Source organism: Streptococcus infantis, assembly GCF_047460685.1.
GTDB classification, from domain to species: domain Bacteria; phylum Bacillota; class Bacilli; order Lactobacillales; family Streptococcaceae; genus Streptococcus; species Streptococcus infantis_AD.
This window is the reverse complement of the sequence record NZ_JASHFS010000017.1, coordinates 1-13,104: the sequence shown is the minus strand read 5'-3', so window position 1 is coordinate 13,104 and position 13,104 is coordinate 1. Positions and strand designations below refer to the sequence as shown.

The window sequence follows — 13,104 nt, the reverse complement described above, 5'->3', positions numbered from 1 at the left end:
CTTTATTCTGTTTCTTCTTGGTTTTCTTCAGCTTTGACAGGTCGAGGTTCATAGGCTCTGATAATTTGAGCGACAACTGGATGGCGAACCACATCCTTGGCTGAGAAATGTACAAAGTCAATCTGGTGAATATTCTTGAGTTTTTCTTGAGCATCAATCAAACCTGACTTGACATTACGAGGCAGGTCAATCTGGCTAATATCCCCATTGACAATCATTTTCGAGTTAAATCCTAAACGAGTCAAGAACATCTTCATCTGCATGATGGTTGTATTTTGCGCTTCATCCAAAATGACAAAGGCATCATCCAAGGTACGTCCACGCATATAGGCCAAAGGGGCAATTTCAATAATTTCACGTTCCATGAGACGGGTTGTTTGATCCTTCCCAAGAATCTGGTACAAGGCATCATAAACTGGACGAAGATAAGGATCTACCTTTTCCTTGAGATCACCTGGAAGAAATCCTAAGCTCTCTCCTGCTTCCACTGCTGGACGTGTCAGTATGATTCGCTTGACTTGTCCACGCTTGAGGGCTGTTACGGCCAAAGTCACTGCTAAGAAAGTCTTACCTGTTCCTGCCGGCCCAATCCCAAAGGTCACATCGTGTTGCTTGACACTATCCACATAAAGCTTTTGCCCCAAGGTTTTAACACGGATGGGCTTACCTGTATTATCCTTGATAATCTCTTCTTCATAGAGGGCGACAAACTTATCGATTTCATTATTCTTAACCATGGTAATGGCTGTCACCACATCCGGAGTTCCAACGGTCATTCCACGATTGACCAAGACCATTAAGGCTTGGATAACTTGGCGGGCTTCCTCACAAGCATTCTCTGCTCCCAAGACTTGTACAATCTCTGTACGGGCATGGATGATGACATCTAACTCATCTTCCATCAGACGAAGGTGGCGCTCATTGGATCCAAAAAGGTGAAATAGGTCATCTGGATGACTCAGTTGAATATCTATTGAATGTTCCTTCAAACAAAGAACCTCTCTAATTCTCTTATTTCGTTTTATCATTTTGTTTTCTTTTAAGTATGAAATAACTTTCAAAAATCCTATCACTCTGACAATTCGTAATGGTAAACGAAACTTGTCAAAATAAGGAAAATCCTCATAAAAGATAAACTGAATGACTATATTATAGCAAAGAGGCTGAGAAATTACTATCCCAAACCTCATCTAGTAGCCTTAATGTTCTAAATATTCCTGCCAGATACGATCGAAGTCTCCCATATTAAAGGAAAAGCTAGCATGTTCCTCTAAAAAACGACTCACTTGATCGAAATCATCTGTATGTTTCGGAAAGGCGGACTCCTCAAAAGCCAGATCCGCTAAAATTGCTTTGGGACTATTGCTTTTAGGGTTGCGCTCGGTCATCAGCCAAGTATAAAATGATTTTCTCATAAGCCTCCTAAATCAACTCTGTGCCGAACTGATCTTGCTTGATTTTGCCAGCCTTCATCAAACCACCGAGTGCTTTTTTAAATTGACCTTTTGAAATACCGAAAGTAGCCTTGATATCATCTGGTGATGACTTATCATTCAAGGTCATGAAGCCACCATTGCTTTCCAAGTAAGTCAAAATCATCTGCGCATCATTTTCCAACATCTCAAAAGAACGTGGTTTTAGAGAAAGGTTAAGAGTACGGTCAACCTCACGGAAACCAATGACACGCGCATCTAGCACTTGCCCCAAACGAGGTTCCGCATAGCGCTCACTTGGATGGATAAATCCAAGCATGTTGTTCTCTGGTAAATAGACGAAGGTTCCTGATAATTTGAGACGGTAAACAATGGCAGGCCAATTTTGATTCTGCATGTTATTGTAGGCAGGACGTGCCAATCGTTGGAAATCTTCCTGATAAGCTAAGATTCCCCAGATACGGTCCTTCTTATCCACTTCTAGACGAATATAAAGTCGATCACCTTTCTTTGGCCAGAGTTCTTTAAGTTCAGGGAGAATATCTAGTGACACAACGATTTCCTTGTCTGGTAACCCTGTATCAACAAAAACCCCAAGGTCCTTACGAACCTCTGTTACGGTTCCCCAACCAAATTGTTCCTGAGTTGCAGTCACTTCTGTAGTAGTGAGACGCAATTTTTGCTTCATATCTGTGTAAGCAAAACCTTTGACCGTATCACCAACTGTATGCTGACCTTCTTCTTTAGCTAGGGCATATGTTTGACCATCCTTTTGAACAAAGTAAAAGCGGTCATTTTCATCGATGATGAGTCCAACGATAAAACTTGCAAGATTTGTATTCATATTTCCTTCTTTCGAATAAAACTCAGCCAGCAATGCCAACTGAGTTTTTCTGTTTATTTCTTAGACTTCCAAGATTTCTTTTTCTTTGTTGGCAGTCATTTCGTCGATGTGTTTAACAGCATCGTCTGTTGCTTTTTGAATATCTTTTTCAAGAGTCTTCAATTCATCTTCAGTGATTTCTTTAGCTTTTTCTTGTTTCTTAGCTTCATCCATAGCATCACGACGGATATTACGGATAGCTACTTTAGCATTTTCACCAACTTTTTTCACTTCTTTAGCGAGATCGCGACGAGTTTCTTCTGTGAGAGCTGGGATTACCAAGCGAATAACAGAACCATCGTTAGCTGGTGTAATACCTAAGTCTGAAGCATTCAAAGCACGTTCGATATCTTTCAAAGATGATTTGTCAAATGGTGTTACCAACAAGACACGCGCTTCTGGGATTGTGATAGAAGCAATTTGGTTAAGTGGTGTTTCAACACCATAGTACTCAACGTGGATGCGGTCAAGCAAGCTAGCATTAGCACGGCCAGCACGAATACTTCCAAACTCACGAGCAAGTGAGTGGTGAGATTGGGTCATTCTCTCTTTTGCTTTTTCTACGATTGCGTTTGCCATAATGATTTCTTATTCCTTTTCTTCGATATTATTTGAAACTGTAGTTCCGATATTTTCACCAAATACAACACGTTTAATATTTCCTGGTTGGTTCATGTTGAAAACTACCAAGTCAATATCATTGTCCATTGAAAGTGTTGAAGCTGTTGAGTCCATGATACGGAGACCTTTATTAATCACGTCACGGTGAGTCAACTCTTCAAATTTAACAGCTGTCTTATCTTTTTTAGGATCAGCATTGTAGACACCATCAACCCCATTCTTAGCCATCAAGATAGCGTCCGCTTCAATCTCAGCTGCACGAAGAGCCGCTGTTGTATCTGTTGAGAAGTATGGTGAACCAATTCCCGCACCAAAGATAACAATGCGTCCTTTTTCAAGATGACGAAGGGCACGACCACGAACGTAAGGTTCTGCTACTTGTTGCATGGCAATGGCTGTTTGAACACGTGTATCCACACCAACTTGTTGCAATGAATCTGCCATCACAAGAGCATTCATAACGGTTCCAAGCATTCCTGTATAGTCTGCTTGTACACGATCCATTCCAGCTTCTGCTGCAGGTTCTCCACGCCAGAGATTTCCTCCACCAATAACAAGGGCAATCTCAATACCTAAGTTATGTACTTCTTGAATTTCTTGAGCCATTGCTTGAACTGTTTTAATATCAATTCCGACACCACGTTCGCCAGCAAGGGCCTCACCTGATAACTTAATCAAAATACGTTTATATTTGGGTTCCACCTGACTTCGCTCCTTTATTTTATTCAAACTATTTTATCACATTTTTTGAGAATTTTATAGTCTCATGAGTTATTCTTTTGAAAATTTTAAACGGATAAATAGTTTTCCAAATCAGCCAAGGCACGCTCTGCAATTTTTTCATAACGAGCCTTCTTATCACGAATGCGGTCGCCTTCCAATTCCTTGATAATTCCGAAATTGACGTTCATTGGTTGGAAGTGTTTACTGTCAGCATGGGTGATGTAATGGGCTAGACTTCCAATTGCTGTTGTCTCTGGGAAAATAGCCTCGCTTTCGCCCTTGAAAAGACGAGCTGCATTAATACCAGCTACTAGACCTGATGCCGCTGACTCAACATAGCCTTCCACACCCGTCATCTGACCAGCAAAGAATAGATTTGGCTGTTTCTTAGAACGATAAGTTTGCTCAAGAAGATTTGGTGAATCCATATAAGAATTACGGTGCATAACTCCATAGCGAACAAACTCAGCGTTTTCAAGACCTGGAATCATTTGGAAGACACGCTTTTGTTCTCCCCATTTAAGGTGAGTTTGGAAACCAACAATATTGTAAAGACTACCTGCCGCATTATCCTGACGAAGTTGAACGACTGCATAAGGTGTTTTAAAGTCACCATCACGTGGTCCTTTGTAATCATCTGGATACTCTAGGCCAACCGGTTTCATTGGTCCATAAAGCATGGTTTTGATGCCTCGTTTAGCCATAACTTCGATTGGCATACATCCTTCGAAGTATTTTTCTTTTTCGAAAGAATTCAACGGAGCTTCTTCCGCATTAACCAAGGCTTCATGGAAATTCATAAACTCTTGCTTGGTCATAGGAGCATTGAGATAGGCTGCTTCTCCCTTATCATAACGAGATTTGAGATAAACCTTGTTCATATCAATCGTATTAACATCCACAATAGGCGCTGCAGCATCGTAGAAATAGAAGCCATCGCCGTCATTAAGGGCATGAATTTTCTCAGCCAGGGCATCGCTAGTCAAAGGACCAGTCGCTACAACTGTAATAGCATCTGTTGGCAATTCTGTAATTTCATCGCGTACCACTTCAATTAATGGATGATTAGCAATTTTTTCAGTGACCATTTGAGAGAAACCATCACGGTCAACCGCCAGAGCACCACCAGCAGGAACACGCGTTGCTTCGGCGGATTCCAAGATTAGAGAACCTAGGCGGCGCATTTCTTCCTTAAGGAGACCAACAGCATTTGTAAGAGCATCTCCACGCAAGGAATTAGAACACACTAATTCTGCAAAATTGTCAGTTTTGTGTTGCGGTGTTGACTTGACACCACGCATTTCATAAAGCTTAACTGGAATACCACGCTCTGCGATTTGGTAGGCTGCTTCAGAACCCGCCAAGCCAGCACCGATAACATTGATATAAGATTGAGACACGACACTAATACCTCTTTGGGTGAAACTTAAGTTCATTCCAGAACAAGTCATTAGACTGTTTGACACCCACAAATCTTTCTATTTTTTTCTTATTCTAGTATAACAAAAAAAGGGAAGAAGGAAAACTTCCCTGTTTAGTCGTTTTCTTGTTTCTCTTCCCATTCGTGGTAGGCGGCGTATAGCTGGCTTTTATTCCACTGATAAATCTTAGCGACTTCCTTAATGGCTTGATTTTTCTTGATTCCTTGTTGGATACGCTCTTGAATTTCAGAAAATAAATCCTCTTCATCCTTATCTTCTACTTCTTGACTAGCACCCTCCACAATGAGAAGGCATTCGCCTTTAAGAGGTATTTCAGAAATACTTTCTAATAATTCAGTAATAGTTCCACGCTGATATTCTTCAAAGATTTTAGTCAATTCTCTGACCAAAACCACCGAGCGATCACCGTAGACTTCTAGCATATTTTCTAGCGTATCCGCCACACGGTGAGGTGATTCATAGAAAATCTGAGTTTCTGGATAAGCTTTTTTCGCTTCGAAAAACTGCTTTTGTTGGCCTGACTTTCGTGGTAGAAAACCATAAAAGATGTGGGGTTGTGGTGCCAAGCCGCTTGCAATCAAAGCAGAAATTCCTGCACTAGCTCCTGGAACTGTGACAACTGCGATATCTTCTTCAATGGCAGCCTTGACCAAATCATGACCTGGGTCTGAGATGCTAGGAAGTCCTGCATCAGATACTTGGGCAAGATTTTGACCTTGTTTCAACAAACCAATCAAATCAGGAATTTTTTCCTTGACATTGTGTTCGTGAAAACTGATTTGCTTGGTTGAGATCTCAAAATGCTTGAGCAAAAGTCCAGTATTACGAGTATCTTCTGCCGCAATCCAGTCGACCTCTTTCAAGGTCTGAATAGCGCGAAAAGTCATATCATCTAGATTACCGATTGGCGTTGCGACTAGATAAAGCTTGCCATAGGGAGATTGTCCCTTAAAACTCTTTTGAATCTGCATACTTACTCCCTAAACAACAGTTCATCACAGAACATACATTCTGCATCTTGCTCCCGACGTTGGCCATAAAAGTCACGGCAAACATGAAAACCGTCCTCATAAATGCGACGGACATTTTCCCTCACATGTTTCGTTTTGGCTGGAGCTGTCTCCTCAACCTCTCCCAAACGTTCTCTCAGTTTATCATTTTCTAAACGAAGAGCTGTATTTTCCTCTACCAGACTCTTGAGATTTTTCTTGATAGCTTCGACGTCTGCCAAGGTTACCAACAATTGCTGTGAAAAGTCATCTAAAGCATCAAATAATTCTTTTTTATTCATTACAGCCCTTTCTATAATCTATCTTTACTTTAAATTTTTTTGTAAAACCAGGTATTCCAAAGCGTTTTGAAAGCTAACATTGGCCCGCCACATTTTACGAGTTTGGACGAAATTTTGCAAAATATTTCGAGCTGAAACATTGAGAATCTCTTGACCAGCTAGTACCTCTAAAATCCTGAGCACTTGATCTTGCTTTTCTTTATCATCAGCCAAACTCGTTAATTTTGCAACTTGCAAATAGGATTCTTTTTTATGGGCTAAAAGCCAAGAAAAGAGGCGTTCACTTTCATCTACTAGTGTCCAAAATCCTGCTTGATGGACAAGCTTATCAGCCTCTGCCTGCGATTGACTAAACTGAGCCAATAGCTTAGCTTTATTTTTTACTAAACCAGCCTCTTCAAGCTGTGACATTAAAGTAGAGACTTGCTTCTTAAATTGGAAAATCTGTGTCCGACTTCGAATTGTTGGTAACATCTGTTCCTCATCATCGGTCAAAAAGAAAATATAAATCTCACTTTGTGGCTCTTCAATAACCTTCAAGAGTGAATTTGCAGCATTCACATGCATTTTTTCTGCTTGTTCGATAATAAAGACCTGACGTTGATTTTCAATACCAGACTGGGAAAATTGACCAACTAATTCTCGAATACGCTCCGTCTTAATGACTTGATTCAGAGGTTTAATTATGGTCACATCAGGAAACTCTTCCTGCTCAATCAATTTACAATTCCGACATTTTTCACAAGGAAAAATACCAGTTTTCTCACTACAAAAGAGACTTTTAGACAAGAAAAGGGCCATCTCTAAACTTCCAAAATTACCTGAAAAAAGATAGGCGTGATTGAGTTGTCCTTGCTCCAAGATATGAACAAAACGTTCAAATTGTAGAGGTTGACAAGCTCTTAATTGCTCTTGTTTCATCTCCTTAATCCCATCCTGTCAAAAAGTAGCTGCTGCGTATTTTCAATCACTTGATCAAGTGGTAGGCTAGCATCGATTTTTTCGATGCGATTTCCTTCTCTTTCAATAAGAGAAAGGTAACCTTGACGAACTTTTCGGTGTAGATCCAGACCTTCCATGTCCAAACGATTGACTTCCCGATTACTGTTGGCAGCAATACGTGCCAGGCCCTCTTCGACCTCAATATCAAAATAAAGAGTTAAATCAGGTTTCAGTCCATCAGTCGCAAACTGATTAAGCCAATCAATGGCATCGATATCTAAACCACGCCCAAAGCCCTGATAAGCAACCGAACTATCGATAAAGCGATCCATGATAACCAGTTTTCCAGCTGCAAGTGCTGGTAAGACCTTTTCCACCAAGTGTTGTCGACGACTAGCAATATAGAGGAGAAGCTCAGTCTTAGGATCCATTTCAGTATGACTAGGATCTAGGATAACTTCGCGAATTTTTTCTCCAATTAAGACCCCACCTGGTTCACGGGTTGTTAAAACTTCCACTCCCCTATCCTCTAATACAGGGATTAGGGCTTCAAGAACGCTTGTTTTTCCTGCTCCCTCTGGTCCCTCAAGAGAGACTAAAAATCCTTTTGACATGTCTGACTCATTTCTATTTTTCTCTCTTCTATTCTATCAAAAAAATGGGGATTTGTGAAAAGCTTTTTTCATTTCCTTCTTTGTAAGAAAAAAAGAGGGTGAGTTTTAACGCTCACCTCTTATTTACCTAATTCTTGAGTCCTTATGTAGGCTTGATTGACAGCATCCATAACGGTTCCTCTAAAAGCATGTTCTTCTAGACTTGCTACACCAGCAATGGTTGAACCACCTGGACTGCAAACTTGGTCTTTCAAGACTCCAGGATGTTGCTGACTTTCTAGGACCATTTGACCTGCACCAACTACTGTTTGAGCCGCCATTTTCAATGCCGTTTCTCTTGGTAATCCTGTTTGAACTCCTGCATCTGCCAAAGCTTCGATAAATAGATAGACAAAGGCTGGTCCACAGCCTGCAAGTCCTGTTGCTGCATCTATTAAACCATCACTTATTTCAACCAACTGCCCTGCATTGGCTAACAGTTGACAAAATAGTTCATTGTCTTCTGGATGACAATTTGCAGACAAGGCATAACTAATCACTCCTTGCCCAATAGCAACAGGTGTATTAGGCATGATGCGAATAATCCTATGGTGACTTGGAAGAAGACTAGCGAGTTTTTCCAAGGTCAAACCAGCAGCCATGGAAATCAAAAGAAGACTTTCTCGTTTCTCAAGGATTGACTGATATTGAGTAAGCAGTTCTGAGAATTGAGCTGGCTTTACTCCTAGAAAAATCACATCTGCTTCTGCAAAAATTTCGTCATTACTAGAAGCCAGACCACCATAATTGGCAATAAAAGCCTCCACCTTGGCTTGACTACGATTAGCAAGGAGAATCTGATGACTCGTTTTTGCCTGCAAGACAGCCTTAGCCAAACTGGAACCCATATTCCCCAAGCCGATAAATCCAATCTTCATCTCTTACTCCCTTATCTGTCCATCACCAGTAACCACATATTTGTAGCTGGTCAATTCCTTCAATCCCATTGGACCACGCGCATGTAATTTCTGAGTAGAAATCCCCATTTCACAACCAAGACCAAATTGACCACCATCTGTGAAACGAGTTGAAGCATTGACATAAACCGCTGCCGAGTCCACTTGATCTGTAAAGTAAGTTATAGCATCAGCATTTTCTGTCACAATAGCATCCGAATGATGGGTACTGTGGGCTTCAATATGGGCAACCGCTTCTTCTAAACTGCTCACGACCTTAACCGCTAGGATATAGTCTAAAAACTCGGTGTCAAAGTCTTGTGGCTCTGCTGCTATACCTGAAATAAATTGACTAGCTTTTTCATCTAAACGGAATTGAAGCGGTTCAAGACCAGCTTCCTTTCGATCGGCAACCAGAACTTGCTCCAAGCGAGAAAGGAAGCTTGCCGCCTTGTCTTGATGAACAAGCAGCACTTCCATGGCATTGCAGACTGAAGGACGACTAGTTTTAGCGTTGTTTATGATCGATAGAGCCTTATCGTCGTCTGCGTCCTTATCGACATAAACATGAACAATCCCTGTCCCTGTCTCGATAACGGGTACAATAGCATTCTCAACCACTGCATTGATTAAGCCAGCCCCTCCACGAGGAATGAGAAGGTCTAGATAGCCCTTGGCCTTCATCATAGCATAGCTACTTTCACGGCTAGTATCTTCCACCAGTTGGATCACATCAGGATGAATGGTCGTTGTCTCCAAGCCCTTCTTCAAGGCTTTAACAATAGCATGGGCAGTTTGATAGGCATCCTTCCCACTACGAAGAACAACCGCATTTCCACTCTTGAGAGCCAAAGCAGCCGCATCAGATGTCACATTGGGACGGCTTTCATAGATAATGCCAATAACCCCCATAGCCACCCGTTTCTTGGTAATAACCAAGCCATTTTCAAGCTGACTCGTTTCTAAAACTTCACCGATTGGATCTGGTAAAGCAACCACTTCACGAATCCCTCTTGCCATTGCTTCAATACGTCCTGCATCCAAATAAAGACGATCCAACATAACATCTGAGATTTTTCCCTTGGCCGCTTCCATATCGAGGGCATTGGCCGCTAAAATCTCCTCAGTAGCAGCCACTAAGTGATCAGCCATGGCTAGCAAGGCTTGATTTTTCACATCTTCACTAGCTGTGTTGATTGATTTTTTAACAGCCTGTACCTGTTCAAATTGTTCTTGTGTACTTACCATAGTTTACCTCTAAAATTCTGTAAAGAGTAGTTGGATTTCAGGAGTAATGGAAATCCAGTCATCACGGTGAATCAGGACTCCCTTGGCTTTTTGAGAACGAAGGACATCTTTGAGCCCCGATGCACCTAGTTGTACTCTACCTTTTCCAAGTGATTTTCCAGTTTCCTTATCAAAAACAGTAACAATATCGCCATAAGAAAAGTTGCTCTCAACATCTACAACCCCTGATAAAAGGAGACTCTTTCCATGTTGAGAGAGGGCTTCTGCCGCCCCTTTATCAACCCAAATTGCTCCCTGACTTTTGGCATAAAAGGCCAGCCACTGCTTCTGGGTACGAAGTCCCTTTTCCTGTGCAACAAAGTAAGAACCATCCAAAGTCTTCTCTGCCGCCTCTATCATAGCATCAGCTTTCAAGGATGAACAAATATAAACCGGTACTCCTGACTCTGTCGCAATGGTCGCTGCCTTTATCTTAGTCAGCATTCCACCAGTTCCATTAGATGATCCTGATCCACCAGCCATATCAATAATTTCACGATTGATGGTCTCAATTCTCTCCAGACGTTTAGCTCTTGGATCCGAGTTAGGATTACCAGTATAAAGACCGTCTACATCTGTTAAGAGGACCAAAAGATCTGCCTGCACCATTGCAGCTACCTGAGCACTGAGCGTATCATTATCCCCGACCTTGAGCTCATCAATAACGACACTGTCATTTTCATTGATAATCGGAATCGCGCCACGATTGAGAAGAACAGATAAAGCTTGATGGGCATTTTTATAACGTCGCTTATCGACAAAATCATCCTGAGTTAGCAAGATTTGCGCTGAAACAATCTGTCTTAAGAGCAAATTGGTTGTATATTCTTCCAGAAGCAATCCTTGACCAACCGCCGCTGAAGCCTGCTTATCCGCAATCTTTGTTGGTCGTTTTTTAAATCCTAAGGCTCCGAAACCTGCTGCAACAGCCCCAGAAGACACCAAAATAAGCTCATGACCTGCTTCATGCAGCATTGCAAGCTGTTGTGTGATAGCTTTTACTTTACTGCGAGATAAACTTCCATCTTTATGTGTCAGGGATGAAGTTCCCACTTTAAATACGATACGCTTATACTTCATATTTTTCTCCAAATTTAATATTTAACCATTTTACCATGATTTTATGAAATTGTAAAAAAGTAACTCTCTCACTTTTGATCGCAAAAAAAGAACCTTGCATAGCAAGATTCTTTTAGTGTCTGACTTAAATAATTGTTCTTCTGGGAACTAAATCGAATTAAGCTTCGATTTCTGTAACCATACCTGAACCAACAGTACGTCCACCCTCACGGATAGAGAATGTAGTACCTTGTTCTACGGCGATTGGGTGGATCAACTCAACGTCGATTGTCACGTTATCACCTGGCATTACCATTTCAGTACCTGCTGGAAGTTCGATTGAACCTGTAACGTCAGTAGTACGGAAGTAGAATTGTGGACGGTAGTTGTTGAAGAATGGAGTGTGACGTCCACCTTCTTCTTTAGTAAGGATGTAAACTTCACCTTTGAATTTAGTGTGTGGGTTGATTGAACCTGGTTTAGCGATAACTTGTCCACGTTCGATTTCGTCACGTTGAACACCACGAAGAAGGACACCTACGTTGTCTCCTGCAAGACCTTCGTCAAGTTGTTTACGGAACATTTCAACACCAGTAACAACTGCTTTTTTAGTTTCTTCTTTGATACCAACGATTTCGATTTCGTCGTTAACACGAACAGTACCACGGTCGATACGTCCTGAAGCAACTGTACCACGTCCAGTGATTGAGAATACGTCTTCGACTGGAAGAAGCAATGGTTTGTCAGTGTCACGTTCTGGTTCTGGAATGTACTCATCAACAGTGTTCATCAATTCCATGATGATGTCTTCGTATTTAGAGTCACCTTCAAGAGCTTTAAGAGCTGAACCTTGGATAACTGGAAGATCGTCACCTGGGAAGTCGTATTCTGAAAGAAGGTCACGGATTTCCATTTCAACCAATTCAAGCAATTCTTCGTCGTCAACCAAGTCGATCTTGTTCATGAAGACGATAAGGTGTTTAACACCAACCTGACGTGAAAGAAGGATGTGCTCACGAGTTTGTGGCATTGGTCCGTCAGTTGAAGCTACTACAAGGATAGCTCCGTCCATTTGAGCGGCACCAGTGATCATGTTTTTAACGTAGTCCGCGTGTCCTGGAGCGTCGATGTGAGCGTAGTGACGTTTTTCAGTTTCGTACTCAACGTGCGCAGTGTTGATTGTGATACCGCGTTCGCGTTCTTCTGGAGCAGCATCGATAGACGCATAGTCTTTAGGTTGGTTAACTGCTGAAGGCAAGCGACGTGCCAAAACAGTTGTGATAGCTGCAGTTAGGGTAGTTTTACCGTGGTCAACGTGTCCGATAGTACCAATGTTAACGTGTGGTTTACTACGATCGTATTTTTCTTTTGCCATTTGAGTAAAAGCCTCCAATAAAATATATTTTATAGATAGACAGTAGGCAATACAGTCTAACTTTCCTTACTATTTTATCAAATTTCAGCTAAATTGCAAGTGTTTTACAAAGTTTTTGTGAATTATTCTTATTCTTGCTCTACTTCCTCTACCAATTGATTTAAAATATCTATAAATAGGCTTATTTTCACAAAAAGCGATAGACCATAAATCAATAACCCAAGTCTGAATTTCCTATATTCAGCCCCGAAAGACTTCAATCATTCAGTTGTTTGTAAAAAAATATGTATTGAAAAATTAAAGTTTCATCATAAGAGATTTGAGAGTTTAAAACCAATAAAAAGTTTGATCAACTACAGCGCCAAAGATAAAGGCTCTATAATATTTGTAGTGGGTAAATCCCCTATAGATATTATGGAGCCTATTTTGTTGTAGAAAAAAAGTCCCATATGACCTATAATGAAAAGCGACAAAACAACTCATTAGAAAGATTCATATG

Annotated in this window: 14 protein-coding genes; all 14 read right to left on the bottom strand. The window is 41.1% G+C overall.

Annotated elements, in window-relative coordinates:
- Positions 1–2 precede the first annotated feature (2 nt).
- A complete protein-coding gene (locus tag QM917_RS08750) occupies positions 3–989 on the bottom strand; it encodes a PhoH family protein (protein ID WP_414273374.1) in 987 nt (328 codons plus the stop codon).
- 210 nt (positions 990–1,199) lie between these two features.
- Positions 1,200–1,415: a YozE family protein gene (locus QM917_RS08745; protein ID WP_001232087.1), complete on the bottom strand. Its 216-nt coding sequence runs from the start codon at positions 1,413–1,415 to the stop codon at positions 1,200–1,202.
- Between the two features lie 7 nt (positions 1,416–1,422).
- Positions 1,423–2,277, bottom strand: a complete 855-nt coding sequence (cvfB, locus tag QM917_RS08740; RefSeq protein ID WP_153224996.1) for an RNA-binding virulence regulatory protein CvfB — start codon at positions 2,275–2,277, stop codon at positions 1,423–1,425.
- 60 nt (positions 2,278–2,337) lie between these two features.
- Complete coding sequence (gene frr / locus QM917_RS08735) at positions 2,338–2,895, bottom strand: ribosome recycling factor (RefSeq protein ID WP_001262232.1); 558 nt, start codon at positions 2,893–2,895, stop codon at positions 2,338–2,340.
- A gap of 9 nt (positions 2,896–2,904) precedes the next feature.
- Positions 2,905–3,639: a UMP kinase gene (gene pyrH / locus QM917_RS08730; RefSeq protein WP_000433488.1), complete on the bottom strand. Its 735-nt coding sequence runs from the start codon at positions 3,637–3,639 to the stop codon at positions 2,905–2,907.
- A gap of 86 nt (positions 3,640–3,725) precedes the next feature.
- Positions 3,726–5,060 (bottom strand): methylenetetrahydrofolate--tRNA-(uracil(54)-C(5))-methyltransferase (FADH(2)-oxidizing) TrmFO, encoded by a 1,335-nt coding sequence (trmFO, locus tag QM917_RS08725; RefSeq protein WP_322741476.1) that lies wholly within the window; start codon positions 5,058–5,060, stop codon positions 3,726–3,728.
- 134 nt (positions 5,061–5,194) lie between these two features.
- Entirely contained in the window at positions 5,195–6,073 is an 879-nt protein-coding gene (gene rsmI / locus QM917_RS08720; protein ID WP_414285474.1) for a 16S rRNA (cytidine(1402)-2'-O)-methyltransferase, read from the bottom strand.
- 2 nt (positions 6,074–6,075) lie between these two features.
- Positions 6,076–6,393, bottom strand: coding sequence for a DNA replication initiation control protein YabA (yabA, locus tag QM917_RS08715; protein ID WP_001034369.1), 318 nt, complete (start codon positions 6,391–6,393; stop codon positions 6,076–6,078).
- Between the two features lie 24 nt (positions 6,394–6,417).
- A complete protein-coding gene (locus QM917_RS08710; protein WP_153224999.1) occupies positions 6,418–7,314 on the bottom strand; it encodes a DNA polymerase III subunit delta' in 897 nt (298 codons plus the stop codon).
- Entirely contained in the window at positions 7,311–7,949 is a 639-nt protein-coding gene (gene tmk, locus QM917_RS08705; RefSeq protein ID WP_045763718.1) for a dTMP kinase, read from the bottom strand. The genes QM917_RS08710 and tmk overlap by 4 nt, the downstream gene beginning before the upstream one ends.
- Positions 7,950–8,068: 119 nt before the next feature.
- On the bottom strand, positions 8,069–8,866 hold the full coding sequence (gene proC, locus QM917_RS08700) for a pyrroline-5-carboxylate reductase (RefSeq protein ID WP_371608030.1): 798 nt from the start codon (positions 8,864–8,866) through the stop codon (positions 8,069–8,071).
- 3 nt (positions 8,867–8,869) lie between these two features.
- The gene (locus tag QM917_RS08695) at positions 8,870–10,132 is read right to left on the bottom strand and encodes a glutamate-5-semialdehyde dehydrogenase (protein ID WP_414285473.1); all 1,263 of its coding nucleotides are present in this window, start codon (positions 10,130–10,132) and stop codon (positions 8,870–8,872) included.
- Positions 10,133–10,141: 9 nt separating this feature from the next.
- Complete coding sequence (proB, locus tag QM917_RS08690) at positions 10,142–11,251, bottom strand: glutamate 5-kinase (RefSeq protein WP_075231254.1); 1,110 nt, start codon at positions 11,249–11,251, stop codon at positions 10,142–10,144.
- 157 nt (positions 11,252–11,408) lie between these two features.
- Positions 11,409–12,605: an elongation factor Tu gene (tuf, locus tag QM917_RS08685; RefSeq protein ID WP_001040718.1), complete on the bottom strand. Its 1,197-nt coding sequence runs from the start codon at positions 12,603–12,605 to the stop codon at positions 11,409–11,411.
- Positions 12,606–13,104: the final 499 nt, after the last annotated feature.